General features: G+C 37.7%; 24 protein-coding genes. 12 read left to right on the top strand and 12 right to left on the bottom strand.

Annotated elements, in window-relative coordinates; translation table 11 throughout:
* The 3 genes from H4J75_RS19005 to H4J75_RS18995 all read left to right on the top strand — a co-directional run.
* Positions 1-912 (top strand): succinylglutamate desuccinylase/aspartoacylase family protein (locus tag H4J75_RS19005; RefSeq protein WP_182222971.1); only part of this gene is annotated, 912 nt, incomplete at its 5' end.
* 8 nt (positions 913-920) lie between these two features.
* Entirely contained in the window at positions 921-1,355 is a 435-nt protein-coding gene (locus tag H4J75_RS19000) for a RimK/LysX family protein (protein WP_182218225.1), read from the top strand.
* A gap of 24 nt (positions 1,356-1,379) precedes the next feature.
* The gene (locus tag H4J75_RS18995) at positions 1,380-2,249 is read left to right on the top strand and encodes a mechanosensitive ion channel family protein (RefSeq protein WP_182222970.1); all 870 of its coding nucleotides are present in this window, start codon (positions 1,380-1,382) and stop codon (positions 2,247-2,249) included.
* 88 nt (positions 2,250-2,337) lie between these two features.
* On the opposite strand, the gene H4J75_RS18990 is transcribed toward H4J75_RS18995, so the two are convergent.
* Positions 2,338-3,195, bottom strand: coding sequence for a mechanosensitive ion channel family protein (locus H4J75_RS18990; RefSeq protein ID WP_182222969.1), 858 nt, complete (start codon positions 3,193-3,195; stop codon positions 2,338-2,340).
* A gap of 26 nt (positions 3,196-3,221) precedes the next feature.
* Positions 3,222-3,812: a phospholipid-binding protein MlaC gene (locus H4J75_RS18985; RefSeq protein ID WP_182222968.1), complete on the bottom strand. Its 591-nt coding sequence runs from the start codon at positions 3,810-3,812 to the stop codon at positions 3,222-3,224.
* Positions 3,813-4,258: 446 nt separating this feature from the next.
* Between H4J75_RS18985 and H4J75_RS18980 the strand changes: the two genes are divergently transcribed.
* The 3 genes from H4J75_RS18980 to H4J75_RS18970 all read left to right on the top strand — a co-directional run bounded on the left by H4J75_RS18980 (position 4,259) and on the right by H4J75_RS18970 (position 5,801).
* Entirely contained in the window at positions 4,259-4,582 is a 324-nt protein-coding gene (locus tag H4J75_RS18980) for a hypothetical protein (protein ID WP_182218218.1), read from the top strand.
* Between the two features lie 116 nt (positions 4,583-4,698).
* The gene (locus H4J75_RS18975; RefSeq protein WP_070374424.1) at positions 4,699-4,905 is read left to right on the top strand and encodes a cold-shock protein; all 207 of its coding nucleotides are present in this window, start codon (positions 4,699-4,701) and stop codon (positions 4,903-4,905) included.
* Between the two features lie 305 nt (positions 4,906-5,210).
* A complete protein-coding gene (locus tag H4J75_RS18970) occupies positions 5,211-5,801 on the top strand; it encodes a LysE family translocator (protein ID WP_182218216.1) in 591 nt (196 codons plus the stop codon).
* 111 nt (positions 5,802-5,912) lie between these two features.
* On the opposite strand, the gene H4J75_RS18965 is transcribed toward H4J75_RS18970, so the two are convergent.
* The 4 genes from H4J75_RS18965 to H4J75_RS18950 form a co-directional block, all read right to left on the bottom strand.
* Entirely contained in the window at positions 5,913-7,208 is a 1,296-nt protein-coding gene (locus H4J75_RS18965) for a Xaa-Pro peptidase family protein (protein WP_182218215.1), read from the bottom strand.
* Between the two features lie 124 nt (positions 7,209-7,332).
* Positions 7,333-7,941, bottom strand: coding sequence for a PilZ domain-containing protein (locus H4J75_RS18960; RefSeq protein WP_070374421.1), 609 nt, complete (start codon positions 7,939-7,941; stop codon positions 7,333-7,335).
* A 12-nt stretch (positions 7,942-7,953) separates the two neighbouring features.
* A complete protein-coding gene (locus tag H4J75_RS18955; protein WP_182218213.1) occupies positions 7,954-8,568 on the bottom strand; it encodes a TetR/AcrR family transcriptional regulator in 615 nt (204 codons plus the stop codon).
* 12 nt (positions 8,569-8,580) lie between these two features.
* Positions 8,581-9,807 (bottom strand): threonine/serine exporter ThrE family protein, encoded by a 1,227-nt coding sequence (locus H4J75_RS18950; protein ID WP_070374419.1) that lies wholly within the window; start codon positions 9,805-9,807, stop codon positions 8,581-8,583.
* 100 nt (positions 9,808-9,907) lie between these two features.
* Here H4J75_RS18950 and H4J75_RS18945 point away from each other — a divergent pair, with 100 nt between their 5' ends.
* The 3 genes from H4J75_RS18945 (at position 9,908) to H4J75_RS18935 (ending at position 12,248) form a co-directional block, all read left to right on the top strand.
* Positions 9,908-10,081 carry a hypothetical protein gene (locus H4J75_RS18945; RefSeq protein WP_182170842.1) on the top strand — a complete coding sequence of 58 codons (174 nt, stop codon included), beginning with the start codon at positions 9,908-9,910 and terminating at the stop codon, positions 10,079-10,081.
* A gap of 127 nt (positions 10,082-10,208) precedes the next feature.
* Positions 10,209-10,979: a class II aldolase/adducin family protein gene (locus H4J75_RS18940; protein ID WP_182222967.1), complete on the top strand. Its 771-nt coding sequence runs from the start codon at positions 10,209-10,211 to the stop codon at positions 10,977-10,979.
* 84 nt (positions 10,980-11,063) lie between these two features.
* Positions 11,064-12,248 (top strand): mandelate racemase/muconate lactonizing enzyme family protein, encoded by a 1,185-nt coding sequence (locus H4J75_RS18935; RefSeq protein ID WP_182218212.1) that lies wholly within the window; start codon positions 11,064-11,066, stop codon positions 12,246-12,248.
* 59 nt (positions 12,249-12,307) lie between these two features.
* Here the strand turns inward: H4J75_RS18935 and H4J75_RS18930 are convergent, their stop codons facing one another.
* From H4J75_RS18930 to H4J75_RS18915, 4 genes are all read right to left on the bottom strand, one after another.
* Positions 12,308-12,766: an Lrp/AsnC family transcriptional regulator gene (locus tag H4J75_RS18930; protein ID WP_182170851.1), complete on the bottom strand. Its 459-nt coding sequence runs from the start codon at positions 12,764-12,766 to the stop codon at positions 12,308-12,310.
* A gap of 82 nt (positions 12,767-12,848) precedes the next feature.
* Positions 12,849-13,715 (bottom strand): amidohydrolase, encoded by an 867-nt coding sequence (locus H4J75_RS18925; protein WP_182222966.1) that lies wholly within the window; start codon positions 13,713-13,715, stop codon positions 12,849-12,851.
* A gap of 180 nt (positions 13,716-13,895) precedes the next feature.
* Complete coding sequence (locus H4J75_RS18920; RefSeq protein ID WP_182222965.1) at positions 13,896-14,633, bottom strand: SDR family NAD(P)-dependent oxidoreductase; 738 nt, start codon at positions 14,631-14,633, stop codon at positions 13,896-13,898.
* Positions 14,634-14,666: 33 nt separating this feature from the next.
* Positions 14,667-16,178: a dipeptidase gene (locus H4J75_RS18915; RefSeq protein WP_182222964.1), complete on the bottom strand. Its 1,512-nt coding sequence runs from the start codon at positions 16,176-16,178 to the stop codon at positions 14,667-14,669.
* 248 nt (positions 16,179-16,426) lie between these two features.
* On the opposite strand from H4J75_RS18915, the gene H4J75_RS18910 reads away from it, so the two are divergent.
* On the top strand, positions 16,427-16,909 hold the full coding sequence (locus tag H4J75_RS18910) for a GNAT family N-acetyltransferase (RefSeq protein WP_182218202.1): 483 nt from the start codon (positions 16,427-16,429) through the stop codon (positions 16,907-16,909).
* 55 nt (positions 16,910-16,964) lie between these two features.
* On the opposite strand, the gene H4J75_RS18905 is transcribed toward H4J75_RS18910, so the two are convergent.
* Positions 16,965-17,138, bottom strand: coding sequence for a DUF3545 family protein (locus H4J75_RS18905; RefSeq protein WP_182222963.1), 174 nt, complete (start codon positions 17,136-17,138; stop codon positions 16,965-16,967).
* Between the two features lie 172 nt (positions 17,139-17,310).
* Between H4J75_RS18905 and H4J75_RS18900 the strand changes: the two genes are divergently transcribed.
* Positions 17,311-17,559 (top strand): hypothetical protein, encoded by a 249-nt coding sequence (locus H4J75_RS18900; protein WP_070374411.1) that lies wholly within the window; start codon positions 17,311-17,313, stop codon positions 17,557-17,559.
* A gap of 189 nt (positions 17,560-17,748) precedes the next feature.
* Positions 17,749-18,087, top strand: coding sequence for a DUF1294 domain-containing protein (locus H4J75_RS18895; RefSeq protein WP_182222962.1), 339 nt, complete (start codon positions 17,749-17,751; stop codon positions 18,085-18,087).
* A gap of 64 nt (positions 18,088-18,151) precedes the next feature.
* On the opposite strand, the gene H4J75_RS18890 is transcribed toward H4J75_RS18895, so the two are convergent.
* Positions 18,152-20,185: a glycoside hydrolase family 97 protein gene (locus tag H4J75_RS18890; protein ID WP_182222961.1), complete on the bottom strand. Its 2,034-nt coding sequence runs from the start codon at positions 20,183-20,185 to the stop codon at positions 18,152-18,154.
* Between the last annotated feature and the right edge of the window lie 514 nt (positions 20,186-20,699).

Genomic DNA, 20,699 nt, shown 5'->3' with positions numbered 1-20,699 from the left:
ATTCGCGCTAAAAAACCGGGGCCCACTATTTTTTTGAGTGCGGCGGTACATGGCGACGAATTAAATGGTATTGAAATTATTCGACGCTTGATCCACGAAAAGAAACTTAAAATAACGCGAGGCACGGTTATTGCTGTTCCTATGGTTAATGTTTATGGCGTAGTCAATCAAAGTCGCTATATGCCTGACCGTCGTGATCTAAATCGCTGTTTTCCCGGCTCTGCGAAAGGCTCTTTAGCGGGACGCGTTGCTTATATATTTCTGAATGAAATCGTTAAGCATTGTGATTACGGTATCGATTTACATACCGGGGCCATTCATCGTTCAAACCTGCCACAAATTAGGGCGGATATGTCTGATCCCGATACTAAAGCCTTGGCGGAAGTGTTTGGCGTACCGGTAGTGTTGAATTCTACTTTAGTTGACGGCTCGTTAAGAGAATCAGCCGTTAAAAACGAAACGAAAATACTCTTATATGAAGCGGGTGAAGCGCTGCGTTTTGATGAGTTTTCAATTCGAGCGGGCATGAAAGGTATCTTAAATGTATTACAGCATTTAGGTATGACCAGAAAAGTTGTCCGCACCAAGAAGAAAAAACGTATGCCGTTTATTGCTAATGGCAGCCAATGGGTACGCGCTAACGCTAGTGGTATTGTTCATAATATTGTAAATTTGGGCGATCAGATCACTAAAGGTCAAGTATTAGCCGAAATTGGTAGTCCATACGGTGCAATATTTGATTCGGTTAAAGCAACACGCTCAGGCATTTTAATTGGTAAGCAAAACATACCTTTAGTTCAAGAAGGTGAAGCCATGTTTCATGTCGCTTATTTCAGTGAAGATGATGAAGAAATTGCAGGTCATATTGAAAATGTACAAGAGCAGCTTTTACCTGAAAATGACGACAGTTAGAGAAGCGTATGAAAAAAGCGAATAAAGTTGTTATCGGGCGTTTAGAGTCAATAGCTTTGCCAGACTTAGCTATTGATGACTTACAAGTACGAGTTGATACCGGCGCAAAAACGTCGTCGTTACATGTTGATAATATTAAAAAATTAATTATTGATGGCGTACATAGTGTGACGTTTGATCTACACCCTGATATGCATAATGTGGATGCCATGCAGAAATGTACGGCGCCCATTAGCGATATGCGTAAAGTTAAATCGTCAAATGGCACTACAGAGCAACGCTACGTTATAGAAACACCCATCGTACTTGGCGAAGACAGGTGGTCAATTGAAATAACTTTAACAGATCGCTCTGATATGAGTTATTTAATGCTGTTAGGAAGAGAAGCACTGGGTAAACGCTTTCTTGTTGACCCATCAAAAGTCTTTTTAGGATCAAAATAAAAAGTCGTTAAATTAAGGGATTTTATGAACTTTACACAAATAAAAGAAATCTTATCTACTAAGGTTATTACTATTGCTGATCAACCGGTAACATTGGGTGGATTACTGTTAATTCCGCTAATTATTTACCTTGGGTTGTTGCTCACTAAGTGGGGCGTAAGGTTTATAACCAAGCGTTTAACGACCAAAAAAACTGATCCAAATATTATACACTTATTGCAGCGTGTTTTTTATGTGATTGCGATAGTTATATTGTTGATCACCACCTTAGATTTGATTAATGTGCCGATCACCGCTTTTGCCTTTTTATCGGGTGCAATCGCGATTGGTTTTGGTTTTGGCGCGCAAAACATTATTAACAACTTTATCAGTGGTTGGATTTTAATGTGGGAACGACCTATCAAAATTGGTGACTTTTTAGAAGTTGAAAATGCCAAAGGTGTCGTAGAAGAAATTAACACCCGTTCAACTCGTATTAGACGTGTTGATGGTGTTCATCTGCTTATTCCTAACAGTAAACTACTTGAAAATACGGTAGTGAATTGGACGCTTCGAGACAGTTTAGTGAGAACAAGTGTTTCTGTTGGGGTTGCTTATGGTACTCGGGCTAGAAAAGTAGCGGATCTTATTTTAGAAGCGACACTGGCACAAAAAGAAGTATTGACCACGCCAATGCCCGTCGTTGTTTTTGAAGACTTTGGTGATAATTCATTAGTGTTTTATGTAAATTTTTGGATAAACTCAACTGGAGAAACGGCTTTAAGAGTGACTAGAAGTAATATTCGATTTCGATTAGAGGAATTGTTTGAAGAGAATAATATTGTTGTTGCTTTTCCGCAACGCGATGTGCACCTCGATGGCACGCTTACTTTATTGAATAGCGATAAGAAATAATTTTATTTATCAAAATGTTAGCGTCTAAAAAGTCACTCAGTCAAGAAATTAATCGTGATTGAGTGACTTGATAATTAGTGATATTACATTAGTTTGATAAAGTTGACGAAACCATTTTTTGCTTAAACCACAATGTCATAAAATCAGCAGTTAACTTCTGCTCTATTTCTAATGCTATCTCTGTTGGGCAAAATATAGTAAAAAATATTTGTGTATCACCAACCTCAGAAGTTGCTACTTGAATATGTGGCTCAGGGCCTGTGATGTTGACCTCTAAACGGTTTTCAATCAGTTGGTTATAGCGGATTGCAACTTCTTTAAAGTCACTACAATATAAACTTGCTCTAGTATACAACTCATCAATAAACTCGAAGGGATTAACACTGTCATCTCTGACAATGGTAAAATGATGCATTGCATATCGTTTTAAAAAGTTAAGGTTTTTAATAACCGAAGTAATTAGCTGGCTATTGGGTAGGTATAGCGTTTTACCTGTGTATTGATAATCATCTACATTTACCTCTAACAGTGTTAGTTTTGCCCAGTCTGTTGAATGCACTTCGCCGTAATGATTGCCAACTTGTACCCAGTCACCAATACGAAATGGTCGACTTGACAGGATATAAACAAAACCAATAAAACATTGAATAAACTCTCTGGTTGCTAAGACAATTGCTACAATAAAAGCAGCAATCGAAAAAGCAAATTTTTGAATTTCTTCAGACCAAATATTAAAAACCATCACGATTATTAATACCGTAAATATATTATTGACTACATTGATTTGTAATCTTTTATCTTGTTTTGATTTTCGTTTTATTCTTCTTACAATGAGATATTTAATCATATAAAAAATAGAAATAAACAATAGCGCAATAACAAATTTATTATTAGCGAGTACTGATGAAAGTGCTTTGAAATTATTCGTATGATTAAGCCATTCCATTAGAACGATTGTACCTACCTTGATTTTTATAAAGAAGTGAGGCTTCTTTGATTAATACTTTTTAGATGTAACAGTGTACCTTCGACACCTAACTTACTGAAACTTGAATTTATTTCTTTTTGCTTTGCATCTAATAAACTAATGCCTTCAATGATGATATCAAAGAACTGCCAAGTGCCTTCTTTTGATATCAGTAACTTTACTACCGCTTTGTTGACTTTACTTTCACCGGTAATCGTTATGTTGACCATCGACATTTTACCACTTTTTGATAATGACCCTGTACCGATGGTCATTGACTCACCACTATATTTACTTAATAAGTTGGTATAAGTATTTATTAATTGATTTGATAACTCAGTCACAAACTCAGTCCTAAGTTCGGCAGATAGTTTGGGCAAATTTTGATTAATAACTTTATAACTGAAATATTGAATATCTACCTCAGGCAGAAGATATTGGGTTAATACACTTCTGATATTGCTTTTAGTGAATTGATTGTTACTTTTTAAAATTAATAAAGCCGATTCTATTTGACCAAAAACTGCCTTAGTCTTCATCTCTGGGGTATCTGTTTTCGCTACCGCTAAATAGGAAATACAAAGACTTAATAACAAAAAAATGACAAGATATATATTTACGTTTTTTTTGTATGATTTTTTCATTTTTATTGTGGTTAGTTATATAATAATTATGCGGATTATAGACTTACGAGAGAAACAATCAAGCGTAATAAATGACAACCTTTAATCAAAATAAGTGATTAAACTTAGAATTTTAAATAATATAATCTCATTGTAGGAAAGTTATGGTGAACATTGAACATTGAATATGAGGCAGTGGCGGTTTTGTCGACCAATAAGATGGGCATTCATTAAGTAATATTATTAAAAAAGTAACAATAATTCATCATTGCTCTGGGCTATTAAAATAGAGACTGTTTACTCAGAGGCATTCACTGTATAATAATTTTTTAAGCAGGCTAGTTATACTGACTTGCTTCTCCTGTAAAATGATAGCCTGTTGGCATTATCAGATAATATTATAAGAGCTAAATAATTTAATGAAACCATATTCAGATATTGCCGAATTAATAGAAATGTTAGGATCGGAAATAACATTACTTACCAATACTATTGCTACTTTAAAGCAAGAACCACAAAGTTTTAATGAACAAATTATTTTTAAGTATATTGATACGGGTAGTACAGGTAAAACAAAAGATTTTGTAAGATCATTAGGCGTAAAAGCTGAACGTGGCTCATTCTTTTCATCCGGTGATGTGAGTAAACTAATAAAAGATGGTGCTGAAGATGTTTCACCTGAATTACTTGATATAGCTCGAAAAGTAGTCAATATGAAAAAGAAAGGTGGCGCGCACCGTTAATTATAAATACAGTCTATAATGTTAAATATAGTTTGTATTAATAAGATTCAAATCCTGACTTGTAATGGTGATAGCAAGTTAGGTTTATATTTTTCACCAATGATAAAGAGAGTGTTATGAGTAAAGGTATAGTTAAGTGGTTTAATGCGGATAAAGGTTTCGGATTTATTACTCCAGAAGACGGCAGTAAAGATTTGTTTGTTCATCATTCAGAAATCCAATCTGGCGGTGAATACGCTACATTGGCTGACGGCCAAGCTGTTGAGTTTGAAGTTGGACAAGGACAAAAAGGTCCATGTGCAAATAAAGTTGTTGCTATCTAAGCAATAATATATAACAAATGGGTAAGATGGGAGGGCTATGTTCACCCACTTACCTATGCGTTATAGATATTTTTCTATGCGTTATCCCCATGTAAAATGATACATCTACCCAGCCTTCTTTGATCTTTGCCACTACCAAGGGTTAAGTCATCCAGCCTCTATATTTAGTACTTAAAACTCCTATATTAATAATAAGCGCCCTTAGGTGATTTTCCAGTATAACTTTGTGATATAACATCTGAGCATTTAAGTGAAAATAGCTTGAAATTTAACCTGTCTCTCAAACAATTAAGAGCAAAATAACAATGAATATAGACATACTATCAGCCTTAACTATTTTTGCCTTTGTGTCTTCAATAACACCAGGGCCAAATAACTTGATGTTAATGAATTCTGGTGCAAATTATGGTTTCAAAAAAACAACCCCTCACTTATTAGGAGTTGGCATTGGATTTACACTGATGATTGCTTTAGTTGGGCTAGGTGTTATTCAATTATTTGATCGTTTCCCGGTGAGTTATCAAATACTAAAAGTGGTCAGCATTGTTTATTTACTCTACTTAGCATTCAAAATAGCTAGCTCTACCAGTCATGTCGAACAACAAACGTCAAATCATAAACCTTTTAGCTTTATTCAAGCTGTTTTATTTCAATGGGTTAACCCTAAAGCTTGGACAATGGCGCTAACGTCAATAAGCCTTTATGCTCCATCTAAGAGTTTTACCTCGGTGTTGTTAGTGGCGATTGTCTTTGGGCTAATCAATTTACCCTGCATCAGTTCTTGGGTTGTTTTAGGGCAGAAAATACAAGTGTTGTTAACTAACCAAAAACGCTTGAGAGTTTTTAATATTACCATGGCACTTTTATTGGTTATTTCATTGTATCCTGCGTTATAAAAACAGGAGGAGTAAGGAAGATCCGTTACTCCTTTTTTTTAGGATAAAGTGAAGCCACTGTTACTGATGAGTTTGCTAAAAAACAGTCTACTGTAGATTATAAATAGTGTGTTAAGCGAGTTTAGCAAGCTTACCTAACGGAGAATCTAGCGAGTCTGGGGGAATAGTAAACCACTGTGGGCCTTTATCGGTCATGTAAATACAGTCTTCAAGTCTTACACCAAATTCGCCAGGTATATAAATGCCAGGCTCATTAGAAAAACACATACCAGCTGTTAACTTTTCTTGTTCACCATGAACAAAATTAACGCTTTCATGACCTTCCATACCTATGCCATGACCAGTTCTGTGCGACAAACCTGGTAATTTATAATCAGGACCGAATCCTTGTGCTTGATAGTATTTTCGTACCGCATCGTCAACAGTACCCGCAGCATTACCTATTTGCGCTTGCTCAAAGGCTATTTTTTGGCCGGTACGTACCGTTTGCCAAACATCACGTTGACGCTTTGTTGGCTCACCCATCACAAAGGTTCGGCTAATGTCTGACTGATAACCATGGACATTACAGCCACAGTCCATTAATACAATAGAACCTTCTTTAATTAGATGCTTCTTTTTACTGCCATGAGGGAAAGCACTTGCTTGATCTATTAAGGCCATATTCCACGCGCCTTTTCCCCCTAACGTAGCTTGTGCATTACTCATCAAGCTTTTAACCTGTGCAGAAGTCATACCCACTTCTAACTTTGAATATACCTCGCTATAGGCTAATAGTGTTACCTCATTAGCTTTATGCATCAGTTGCAATTCATGGTGACTTTTAATAATGCGACAACCACGCGTAACGGGTTCTGCGCTGACATGTTGAAGAGTTGATAATAAACTCATTACACCGTGTTGAACAAAATAACGTACCGAGTTTTCAAAACCAATCGTCCCTTTGGTAAGGCTAATACCTCGGTCTGCTAGTATTTGTTTGATACGCTCGAACGGGCTTTCATGCTCTTGCCAAACACGAATGTCGCCATCAATAGCTAAACTTTCTTGAATACTAGGCTCTTCAAAAAAGGGACAAACTACCGCCACTTTACCTTGTTGAGGGATCACTAAAGCTGTTAAGCGTTCGCTGCGCCACCATTGAATACCAGAGAAATAATCCATGGCGGCACCGGGCTCAATAATAAGCGCAGAAATATTCATTTGCTGCATTAATTGCTGAGCTTTTACTATCCGAGCTTCACGCTCTGCAGAAGTAATGCCAGCAACATCTTTGGTGATGTCTTTTAGTACTTGGCTATTTGACTGACTTTCTTTCGTTGATGAGGCAAATGCTGAAGCTGATACGGATAACGCAGCAATGCTTGCACCACCCGCTTTTAAAAAAGATCTTTTATTCATGTTCATAACTATCTTCCTGAAATTTTATGGTGATCACGCTAACGGTTTTTGACTTACTCAACAAGGAATAGGCGCTAAAGTGTGCTTTATATCAGCTAGACTTAACGGAGAAATACTTTTACGCGCTAAATTACTTTTCTTTTGCTGATAGCTCATTGCGCTGTTGCGCTAAAACCTGCAACTGTTTTGATTGCTGATGAAGACTACAACGTACTAATATTTCACGGTCTTCTTCTCTAATATGATGATAAATAACTTTGTAGCTAGTGAGTTCATCGCTTGTAGTTGTTGCTGAAATTATTTCCCCACAACAGTAAATTGCACAATTATCATCAAGGAGAAATATTTTCAAGGTAATAAATTGGCCGGTATCAAAAAGATTTTTACTGGTAAAAATAACGCCGCCACCACCAAAATGAGTGCCTTGGTAACGTTGCATTTCGTTGTCTTGCTCGCTCAAAATATAACTAACCAGTAAGTCTATTTTTTTAGCTTGATGATGTAAATAATCAACTAATTGTCCCGCAACGCTACCAAGGGTTTGCAGTGGGCGCAATGCAGCTTGGTCAAGGGTGACTATTTCAGAGGCCATTTTAAACGGCATCGGCATGGTGTTCATAAAACATTGATAACTTGGCGCTGTATCGGTTTCAATGATAGTTGCATTGACATTGAAAGGATAACTAATAGAAAAAAACTGGTCAAACTGAGCGGTTTTATTGTTATTGTCTTCAGACATGCCTAACCCTTATTATAATTTTTGTTGGTGAATAAAAACCTTGACGACACATTCACACATTTCATCAATATGGCTGGTATCAAGGTAAATTCCATCAATTAGTAAACGCACAATACCGTGCAATGTACCCCAAGTTACCTGTGCTAAACGTAAGCTATTTTCGTCTTCAATCAATAAGCCTTGTTGCTGCCAAGTTTTGGTCATTTCTAGTTGGTAATTAAAACTAGGATAAGCGATATCACGCAAAGCTTGATCGCTATTGTTTTTTTTCCAAATTGTTTTACCAAACATTAATTCGTAAATTGAAGCATTTTCGGTAGCAAATGTTATGTACTGATGAACAAACTGACGAAATTTTTCTTCTCCTGAAAGCTCTTTATCGTCAAATATAGCATTAGAAATACTTGTCCATTGAATAAACCCCAGTGCAGCTATCGCACAAAGTAAATCATTTTTATTTTTGAAGTGGTGATAGGTTGCTGTACGAGAAACACCAATACGCTCAGCAAGTTTACGTAATGACAGTCCTTCAATTCCTGCCTCTTCAATCATCTCGGCGCCCGTTTCAACGAGAGAACTGCGTAAGTCGCCATGGTGATATGCTGTCTTTTTGTTAACTGGTTTCATTAGCGTACTTTATTACAACGTTTTACGAGAAGGTAAGGCAACATTTGAAAAAACAAGGCCAGCGACAAGCGACATAAAAATTAGGAAGGCTTCAGAACCAATATTATTAGTATTTAACATATTCACTCCGGATACCGCACTGTTTAAGCCGATATAAACTTTACTTCCAGGCACCAGCACGACTAAACCTAATAGCTTAACAATGCTTGAAGGTAATCTCATAATGCGTGAGAATAAATTAGCATACATACCTAAAACAAAGGCACCAACGAAAGCGCCAAGTGCAGGGCCTAAGTAAGCGGCACCAATAATGCTAGCACCAAATGCAACATAGCCAGAAATAATTCCCCATGGAGCGTCTTTTTTACGGACGCGAAATAATATAACTAAGCTTATAGATAAAGTGGTTACTGCCGCCCATGCTGTCCAAACAGGCATGCTGGCGGGGGTAACATATAACACTTCGCCCCAAAATAACTTTCCTAATGCCATGCCTAATACCGCGCCAAAATAAAGCTTAAATAGCATCATTACCGCGTCCATAATACGCGCAGTACCCGACATCAGATGTCGAGCGGCCAATTCAGCTAAGCCTAGCGTTAATGCTAAGCCGGGGATAAAAGCAATGATGGCTGAAAGAATAACCAAGGGCATATTAATACTTGGGTCAATTAGCGTAATGGCCGAGGCTAGTAGGGCGGTGGTAATAGCTGCAATCGGTTCTAATGTTTCGGTAACTCGGCGTGAGTATTCGGCCCAAAAGGTAAATAAGCAAACAACAAAGCCTAATAATACCGACCAAAATACATCGTTCCAGCTGGTGTGCATTAGCATCGAAAAAGCACCACTTGAAGCACCAAACGCTAAAAAGGTAAGAAAACGACCGTAAGGGTTGGGTTTATTGGCGATATCATCAAGTCGTTCAATGGCCTCAGATAACGTGCGTTGACCCGAACTTAATTCATCAACTAATTCATCTGTTCGTGCCAGTGAACCTAAATCAAGATCACCTGGCTTTACTCGAATAACATGATTATATTGTTGGTTCTCTTCATCTTCAGATAAGACAAAAGTCAGAGCCGTTGGTGTGATGATAAAACATGCTTTTAATTCGAGAAATGTCGAAACATCTTGAAGATGTGCTTCAAGACGATAAGCAGGCGTGCCAAACTTATGCAAAGCTTTGCCTAATCTTATAATAAAGCGTCGCTTCTCAGCAAAGTTATCAGGTGCAGTCATATTGTTGTTTACATATTTTTGCTTGTTATCTTGCTATGGTAATTGAATAATTAGCTAATGCAATGTGCAATTGGTTTAGAGATTAATAATAGGAGAAATAATGACTTTAATCATGATTTTATTAGCTGTTTTTGCCGGTATTGCCTTAATGGTTATTTTAGGTGAGCGTTTTGGCAAACCTATGGGTGAAGAAGAGCAAGCTAAGTATTCAAAAATCATTCCTATTTTGGTGTTTATTTTACTCATTGGTAGTTTAATTAAGATGTTTATTTAATTGATACCAATTTGCTTAACTTAGCTGATTTTTATCTAGCCTTTAATTGTAATTTATTACACTAGCGGTTTGATTTGTATTATCGATGATTTAAAATTATAGAATAATAATTCTTTAAAGGACTTTAATGTTAACTATCCCACAGATTAACTTAAAAAATAAAGTGTCAGCACAAGAGTGGCAAACACGCATCGATTTAGCGGCTTGTTATCGTCTTATCGCTATGCATGGCTGGGATGATTTGATTTACACTCATATCTCCGCACGCATACCTGATTCTGAGCATTTACTCATTAATGCTTTCGGTTTAGCTTTTGATGAAATTACCGCATCGAATCTGGTTAAAATAGATATAGCAGGTAATATTATTGACCCAGCATGTCCTTTTGAAATTAACCCTGCAGGTTTTACTATTCATAGCGCTGTCCATGAAGCTCGCCATGACGCGCAATGTGTCTTGCATTTACACACTAATGAAACCATTGCGGTGGCAAGTTTACAAGAAGGTTTGTTGCCGTTAAGTCAATACGCTATGTTCGCACTGGCTTCTCTTAGCTACCATGATTATGAAGGCTTAGCGGTAAATGCTGACGAAAAACTTCGCTTACAAAATAACTTGGGCTCGGCAAACTTTATGCTATTAAGAAACCATGGTGGTTTAACTTTAGGTGAAACCATTGGCGATGCTTTTATGCATATGTATGATTTAACACGTGCTTGTCAAGTGCAACTACAAGTAATGGCAACCGGTATGGCAACCATTTTAGTCGATCATAGCATTGTTGATGGTATAAAAGCGCAAGCAAATATTGTTCATACGGGCAGTACCGGCGGTCAAAAGGCTTGGCCGGCGATGGTCAGGAAAGTCTATCGCGCTGATCCTAGCTTTGCGACCTAATAATAAAGTTGTCTTTACACCTCGTTATGCCGCTATTGAAATAAGTTCTCTGCGACAAACACTCACATATTTAGAGAAGATAAAATGAAAGTCACTCACGTAGAAATTTTTGATATTGAATGTCCAGATCGCGCCGGTTGGAACCCTGTTTTTATTCGTGTTCATACCGATGAAGGTATCTCGGGGGTTGGTGAAGCAGGTCTTGCTTACGATTGGGGGCATAGTGCTGCAGCGGCGATGATTAAAGAAATTACCGAAGCAGTTTTAATTGGTTTTGACCCTTTTAGAACCGAATTGTTATGGTCTCGAATGCTGCGCGAAAGTTTCTGGGGATTAGGTGGTGGGCCGGTGCTTTATTCTGCAATGAGTGCTATTGATACCGCACTTTGGGATATTAAAGGTAAGGCATTAGGTGTGCCTGTCTATCAACTGCTTGGCGGCAAAGTTAATGATAAATTACGTACCTACGCTAGCCAATTACAGTTTGATTGGGACGTTGAAGTTAAGAAGTTATTTTTACCAGAAGAATATGCTGAAGCTGCATTAAAAGCGGTAGCTGAAGGCTACGACGCGGTAAAAGTAGATCCTATTGTTTATAATGCCGATGGCACATCATCGTTCGATCGCACTAAATTATTTACCAAGCCGCAGATGCGTTTATTTGGAGACCGATTACGCGCTATTCGTGATGCCGTCGGTGAAGATGTTGATATTATTTTCGAATCACATTCATTAATGGGCGCTGCATCTGCGATTCAAATGGGCGAAATTGTTGAAGAAGTTGGCTGTATGATGTACGAAGAGCCGGTTAATTATTTAAACGCGAAAGTGCATAAAAAAGTGGCTGAACGGGTTAATGTCCCCATTGCCGGTGGTGAACGTTTATATCATCGTTGGGATGTACGCCAGTATTTTGAAGATCAAAGTATTGATGTGCTTCAACCCGATGTGGGTTTATGTGGTGGTTTTACCGAGTCTAAAAAAGTCTGTGACTATGCTGATGTCTATGATATTCGTATTCAAGCCCATGTTTGTGGCGGCCCAGTAGCAACAGCAGCGTCTTTGCATTTAGAAACAGCAATTCCTAACTTTTTAATCCATGAGCATCATACTTATGCGACTAAGCATTGGAATCGTGAATTGTGTTTGCAAGACCCACAACCGATAAATGGCTTTTTCCAAGTGACAGAAGTACCAGGTTTAGGCATTGAATTAAATGACGAAGTCGTGAAACGCTCACCGCATGTTACGGTTAATTCATTAAAGTAATCAGCTTCAATATCTGAAGGTAAAAAGGATGGCTAATCGCCATCCTTTTTTATCACGCGTTACATATAATCAACGGGTAGTGCGGTCGTATATTTAATTTCTTCCATGGCAAAGCTTGAGCTAATATCGGCAAAGCTGGCTTGGCCGATGAGTTTTTTATAAAAAGCATCGTAGGCTTTCATATCAGAAACAACGACACGTAGTAAATAGTCTACTTCGCCACTCATTCGATAAAACTCGGTAATTTCTGGAAACTCTTTTGAATTGATACTGAAATCATCAAGCCAATCAGAATTATGCTGGTTGGTTTTAATCATCACAAAAACGGTTAAGCCAACATTTAACTTTTCAGGATCGGCCAAGGCAACCCGCCCTTTTATAACACCATTTTTCTCCATAGTTTGAATACGTCGCCAACATGGGGTTGTTGAAAGCCCCACTTGAGCGGCAACCTCGCTGACTGGCTGCGTACAGTCATTTTGTAATATTTTAAGAATTTTTCTGTCGAAGTTATCCATGAATTCACCATGAAAGTGCGAAGTAATGAAATAGTATTTTATCTAAGGCCTTATGGGTAGATTTTTCTTCTTAACTTATAGCTTAAATAGGGATTTGGTAGATGCGCAAGGCATTTTTATAACATAATAATTCAAGCTCAGTTGTTGATAATGGTTGGTTTTCGAAATGGGTTATCCAGTTTTTTTGATAACTACTTTTAAATAAACACAAAGGAAAATTACTGGCTAGCATGGTTTTATCTAAACCAAAGGTAGCTAAACAATGTTTGATCACATGCTGTTGCCACGAAGCACTATATTGGCGATTAACCATTTCAAACCCCGAGCATTTAATGGCAACATTTTCATAACCACTTAGTGCTTGTATGCCACTTTGCCAATCTTGCCATTGTTTACTGTCAATATCTTCGGGTGGCCAACCTGCATGATTAATGACTAATTTTAATGTCGGCAGTTCATTGATAATAGCTATTAATTGCTCGGTCGCTACCACATCAGTTAACGCCATTTGGCATTCAAAAGTCAACTGCTGCTGGGCAAGTCGGGCTAAGTTTTCCTTAACTTGCGGATTTGATAAATATGCGCAGGCATTTTCATCTAGAATGTCACGAACACCGACTACGGACTCAAATTTATCAAGCTTATCTAGTATTTGTTGAAACTCGCTTGTTGGTAAAAGTAAATTAACGCCAGCAATAGATCTAAAGGGTAGGGAACAGCTATCTTCTAACCAAGCAATTTCTCGCCAAGGCTGTTGATTATCAAATCCGGCTTCGATGTGAACAAAACCCGCAAGTTGCAGAGGAACAGATAAAGCTAAGTCCTTTTCTGTGAAACTTTGTCTAATGGTTTTTTTATCTGACCAGTAAGGTGGACTATCAGCTTTTAACCACTGATAGTGGCCTTGTTCAAGGTTAAATAAATGCAAGTGAGGATCAATTATTTTCATATTACCCTATGTTCATTAACGCCTGAACTGAAATGTATCAATGAAAACATCCTGCTGAATTTTCCTTCAGAGAAGTTGCCACTTAGTTGTTATTACCAATAAAAAAAAGGGTATCGCAATTTCTAGTATTCTCTTTGAACTGTCGTTAAACGCTAGCTGTTGTTATACCTACCAAGTGAATTATTGCGCAGTATAACCACCATCAATCACTTGTAAACTACCAGTGATAAACTTAGCTTTATCTGATGCTAAAAAATAAACTAACTCAGCGACTTCTTCGGGTTGACCTAAACGACCTAACGGCTGTAAAGCCGCTTCTTCAGCATGAACCTCTGCTTTGTTAGCGCCAGAGCGTTGACAATAATTATCAATCGCTTGATGATACAAAGGGGTCTCTATTGTGCCGGGGCACACAGCATTGGCACGAATGTTAAAGCTAGCGTAATCAAGCGCGGTGGTTTTTGCTATCGAAGCGAGCGCGACTTTACTAATGTTATAGGCAAATGAATTTTGCTTGGCAATTAATGCTTGGTCAGATGCCATTAAGATAATAGCGCCATTTTTATTGGCTTTCATATGGGGTAATACCGCTTTTATCGCGGCATACGCGCCCTTAACATTAATGTTAAGGACTTTATCTAAATCAGCGGCTGACGTGTTCTCAATATTTCCTGAAAAGTGAATGCCAGCATTCGAGACTAAAACATCAATAGTCGCTGTTTTAGCTATATTACTGATAATACTTTGTACTTGCTCAACATTACTGATGTCACAGTTAATATCAGCACCGCGCAGTGTGGCAAGGTTGCTTGGTTGTAAGTCTAAATTAAAAACCTGATAGCCTTTATCTGTAAATAATTTCACTATGCTTAGACCAATACCTGAACTTCCACCGGTAACAATACATGTTTTTTTCATAACCTCTCCTGTTCTTTAGTACTGCACTACTCGTTACTGTGTTTTGGCTGCAGCCATTTCAACTAAAGCGGCGGTGTACATTTTTAAATTTAAAACGAACTGTTTCATGGTAATAAATTCATGCTCAGAATGGCCGGTATAATTAGCATTTGGCATTGATGGCCCAAAGCTTACTGCATTTGGAAATAAGCGTGAATTTGTGCCGCCACCGATAGCAATAGGCTTAGCGTCCTTTATACCGGTAAAGTGTGAAAATACAGCCAGTAATGTGTCAATATGTGGTGCATCGTTTTGAATAAAAGGGTCACCAATATAATGTTCAAGCTCGGTAATGTCAGCCATATTTGTTAGCTTCCAAGTCGCGATGACGTGATTAATTTCTTCCGTTAGCTGTTGCGCTGATTTACCACGCGGACGACGAATATTAATATTCAATTCAATATTATTTTTCAATTGCTTAATAACCGTGGGTGAAACCGTCATAGGTCCCATAAAGTCATCACTGTAGGCTATGTTACCAAACTTTTTCCCTTCTAAACCTAAACCAATATTATCATTAATAAAGTTAACTAATGTACCTGCACCATTGCTAGGCCAGCGAGTTTGCGATAATAAACCCGCTAAAAATGGAATGGCATTTAAGCCTTCTTCTGGCTTCGATGAATGAGCTGATTTACCTAGTGCAGTAATCGTTAAGGTGTTTCCTTTTAATTCTAAATCAAAACTAACACCTTGGTATTCTCTTGCCTTATCCATCAGTTGTTGCAGTAAACTAAGGTCAGCATTTTCAATCACCGCTTTAGCATCTTCAGGTATTTGACTACCAAAAAAACCACCACCAAATTCACTGAGGTAAGCATCTAAACCGGTATATTTATTTTTATTAAAGGCTATTTTTATTGTCCCGTAGCCTTTTTCAGCGGTGACAACAGGGTATTCAGCGTCAATGGTAATATTGATTTGTGGCAATGTATGGGTCTTAATATAAGCTTCTAATGGACCCCAGTCTGATTCCTCTGCCATGTAAACATACAATTCAATACGCTTGTCGAGCGTTATATTTTTGTCTTTAATGGCTTTCATTGCAAAGAGCGCGGTTGATATTGGCCCTTTATCATCTTCGGTGCCGCGAGCGATAAGTTTGCCGGGCTCTGAAGTTGTATCAAGTTCAAACGGAGATTTTTGCCATTTTTTGGGGTTTGCTGGTTGTACGTCACCGTGGGTAATTATTCCTAAGCGCTCTGTGCTTTCGCCTAAACCAATAACAACAACATAACCGTCGTCGGTATAATCAAAGCCTAAATCTTCAGCTTGTTTTTTTAACTCGGCTTTAAAAGCTATATGTTCAGGGTTGTCATTAGCCGAAACACCATCAATTGCTAAGGTATTGTATTTTACTAACTCGGCTAAGCTAGCAACCATAGATTTTTGATAGGTTTGTACGGCGTAATCGGCGGTTAACTTTGCTGTCGAGCTGACCTCTGCTGAAAATACCGGTAAAGTGATAAAGGTGAATAAGGCGAGTGAAGCTATTTTATTGAACACAGACTTTCCTTTTTTAATGGCGATAACTCATTTGTTATATTGTATCGATAAAGTGATTTACTAAACAGAGACAAACTTTAAAAAGTTTACCAGAAGTGTTTAATTATCTTTTAATCTCTTACTTAGAGCTAATTTTTGATATTAGTTCAACCTTGTTGTTTATTTATGTGGCATTGCAGAGCAGGTGTTTAAATATCTTGGTACTGGTATGCTATGGAAAAAATTAATGAAGAAAATAAGGAAGTAAAATGTCTGAGATAACGATACGTGAAGCAAGCATAGATGATGCCGAGCTTTTATTCACTTTTATTAAAGAACTCGCTATTTATGAAAAAGCTGAACATGAAGTGTACGCAACAGTTGAAACCATAAAAGACAGTATGTTTAGTACAAATACACAAGTACACGGCTTAATTTGTGAACTCGATGGTGTAGCTATTGGTATGGCGATTTATTTTTATAATTATTCAACGTGGTTAGCAAAGTCAGGTTTATACCTTGAAGATTTATACGTAACGCCAGAGCATAGAGGGAAAGGAGCGGGTTTAAAATTATTAAAAAATATGGCGAAAACCGCTATTGATAATGATTGTGCACGTTTTGAATGGAGCTGTTTAGATTGGAATAAGCCCTCACGTGACTTTTATCAAGCGATAGGTGCTGTGTCTCAAGATGAATGGGTAGGTTACCGTATGACTGGCAAAACGTTGGTTGATTTTGCCCAATCATAACGGATTAAATTATGCAGAGTTTGGAGTAATGTCTACTTACTCCAAACGCTAATGATTAAGCCGAGTAATCTTGTAAATCATGAAGCTCTTGGCGTAATCGTTTTCTATCTTTATACGTTTCAATTTCTCGCCACTTTCTTTTTCGTGAGCGCGATTCTTTTTGATCCGTGAGTAAACCGTCGAAAAGGCTAAATATTTCATCATATTCATCAAAGTTATTATGTTCCATGAGTATCCCTTATTGAGCTTTATTTAGTTAACGTGAGGCACTTTACAAGTTGAATATGACTTTTTTCTTACTAAATTGTGACAATTAAAATACCTTTAGCTTTATCGATGTTGAGCAAAAAAATAAAGCTTGGCTATACTTGTTTTTATAGTGTTTTTTTAAAGAGTTAGCGATGACAAAAAGTAGTGATATAGAAATAATTTCTCAAGCAGAATTAGACAACCTATTACGTATTAATGAGTTTATAGAGCAAGTCGATGAGAATTCGTTAGTCAGTGAACTAAAACTCGCCATATTAGACTCGGGTAAATTAGAATTAACGCAATGGGAAAGCTTGCGGGATCATATTCGAGAAATAGAGGAGCTTATTCCTCATATCGACTTGATTATTAAACTCAAGAAAGAACGCCCATCTAGTTGATTTTAAAAACTTATCGTCAATTGATATTTAACAAGTAAGAAAGTGAATCAAAACCGACTATTGTTAAATAATCGGTTTTTTTAATTTTATCTTCAACCAGTATATCGATGAACTCTTATCGATAAACTATGGTAACCACCGCGAATGACTAGCGTTGTGCTTACAAAGTATATTGTGCGAGCTATAAATATGTTTTCAAAAAGTGTCGTTGTTTTATTTTTAATGGCTCTTGGTCTGCTCTTTATGATGCAAGAAATAGCGTTATGGGTGCTAGTGAGTTACTTGATCTTAAGTTTACTAACATTTGTACTTTATGGCATCGACAAAAGAAATGCGATAAAAGAGCGATGGCGCATCTCAGAAAAAACACTACAGGTCTTTGCGCTACTTGGCGGATGGCCAGGAGCGCTATTAGCTCAACAAGCTTTTCGACATAAAACCCAAAAACGGTCTTTTATTTTTGTGCTCTGGCTCGCTATTTTTATTAATGTTGTGGCTTTGGGGTATTCTCAGTATTCGGGGTTGTAAAAAGAGTAGCACAAGTAAGACTTGTGCTACTCTTTACGCTGTTTAAGTTATAAATATCAATTAATTATAATGCTTTAAAACGAATCGCAGCACCGCCACTTGTCGCCAAGGGTAAGACTAATTGGTCGTTAGCGGTGACTTGCCTGTTTTCAATGATCATTTCATAGGGATTGTTAATCCACTCTGCGTTTTTACCATCGCGATAAATTTGTGCTTGATAGCGCTTATTCTTATCAAGAAAATTTAACGGCAATGTTAACGTACGTGCTTGCTCATCGGTTAATGCGCCAACAAACCAATCATCTCCCCCCCTTTCTTGACGAGCAAAAGCAACATATTCACCGACCTCACCAGCAATCGCTATACTCTCATGCCAATCGGTTGGTACATCTTTAATAAATTGAAATGCGGCTAAATTTTCTTGATAGTTTTTAGGTAAATCAGCCGCCATTTGAATAGGGCTATAAAGCACCACGTATAATGCTAATTGTTTTGCTAGCGTAGTTTGTGGACGATTACTTTTATCACCCAAACCATTAAAACTCATATCGAAGATGCCTGGTGTAAAATCCATTGGTCCAGCTAACATGCGAGTAAAGGGTAAAATGGTGGTGTGCTCAGGCGGGTTTGGTGGTGTGCCCCAAGCATTAAATTCTTGGCCGCGAGCACCTTCTCTTGAAATCCAGTTGGGGTAGGTTCTGCGCAAACCGGTATCTTTAATCGGTTCATGGGTGTTAATACTAATTTTGTGTTTCGCTGCTTCAGTAATACTGTGTAAATACTCACTCACCATGAACTGGCCGTCATGCCATTCTTTGTGAACTATGCCTTTTTCATCAATGCGTTTAATATCGCCACCGTCAGCAACATAACCTGTTTTTACTTGTCTTACGCCGTACTTTTCATAAAGTGCATAAGCATCACTCATTTGATTACGATAATTAGTCACATTACCTGAGGTTTCATGGTGGCCAATTAATTGAACCCCTTTCTTTTCACCGTAAGCTGATACGGCAGCAATATCAAAATCATCATAAGCTTTACTGAAATTAAACACGTCGCCGTTGAAAAACCAGTCGCCATCCCAGCCTAGGTTCCAGCCTTCAACCAAAACCCCAGAAAAACCATGTTCAGCGGCAAAGTCGATATAACGCATGGTTTCACTGGTGGTTGCACCGTGTTTGTCGCCACTGCCCCAGGTGTTGGCGTTAATGTGCATTCCCCACCAAATCCCCAAATATTTAGCCGGTTCAACCCAAGATACATCACCTAATTTATTCGGTTCATTAAGGTTTAATATCAGGTCAGAATTGAGTAAGCCAACCGCATCTTTACTGACTTGAATAGTACGCCATGGACTTTTGAAATTGGTTTTTGTTTTAACTAAAATGCCGTCTGACCAAGGTGTTAAATCGGCTTTTAAGACACCAGGACGCTTTTGGTTAATCGTCATAGCAGCATAATCAACTAATGCCGCTTCATGAATACTAAGGTGAATGCCCGAGTCTAGTTTAAAAGTAAAAGGTGTATGAGCGCGGTCAACCGAAGCTAGCTTGGTGGTATTATAAATGTATTCATAACGATTCCAGCCACGTGCTGGAATCCACCATGCGGTCGCTTTATCCGCGTCGTTTACAACAAATTCGGTGAATTCATTAATGATTTCAACGTGATCAATATCTTGTTGTTTTGGCACTTCGTAACGAAAACCAATGCCGTCATTAAACAATCGAAAACGTACCTTGAATTCTTTAGTGTGTTTTTTATTATTTCTTGAAAAAGTCACTAATAATTCATTGTGTTCATCAGTCACATTTTTACGTTCACCCCAAGGTAATTGCCATACCTCTTTGGCTGATTGGGTTTCACTCGATGAAATAGTAAAACCGTCACTAAAAGCGATAGTATCTTTGAATGCTAGGCCTAAGCGGGAGGGTTTTATAATGCTTTCACCTAAAAAGCTCATTTCGTAATTAGGTTTTCCTTGGTCACTAACACTGAGAATTATTTTTCCGTCGGGTGACGCTAACTTAAGGGTTTGTGCAAATAAACTGTGAGATGAAATCAGTAAAGCAAGGCTGAGTATAATTTTTTTCATAGATATTCCTGATGTTTTTTTATTACATCAAGCATAAAGGACTGACACCAATTTACAGCTAAGCTACATACGTATTCATAAGTTTATCGCTAATTAATCACTCATTAGTGTAGAAGCTAAATAAAGATCGAAACAAAAAAAACAAGCAAGCCGACTTATACCGTTGAGCAAAAATGGGCTTTTCTGAATAAAGATAGAAAAAATGTGGCAGTAAGTTTTATTTATTAAAAAAGTACCCAAAACACTCCAAATAAAGTTGGAACCTGACGTCTCGCATAAGTGAACCTTAATAATTATTCGAAACACATCATAAAATAACTGTGTTAACGTCTTCTGGGCGCGCATTGCGGAATAAGAGCAGTCAAAATATTAAACGTCACTTTCAGATCCTTGAGTTCAAATGATGGATGCAACACATAGATTAAAATTCTCTGCTGGTGTTTCATATTCTAACGTCTTTCTTGGTCTTTCGTTAAGTCTTCTCGCAACACTGCTTAACTTTTGTTGGCTGTGT

This window comes from Colwellia sp. BRX10-1 (genome assembly GCF_014077545.1).
GTDB lineage: Bacteria > Pseudomonadota > Gammaproteobacteria > Enterobacterales > Alteromonadaceae > Colwellia_A.
This window is presented reverse-complemented; position numbering and strand designations above follow the sequence as displayed.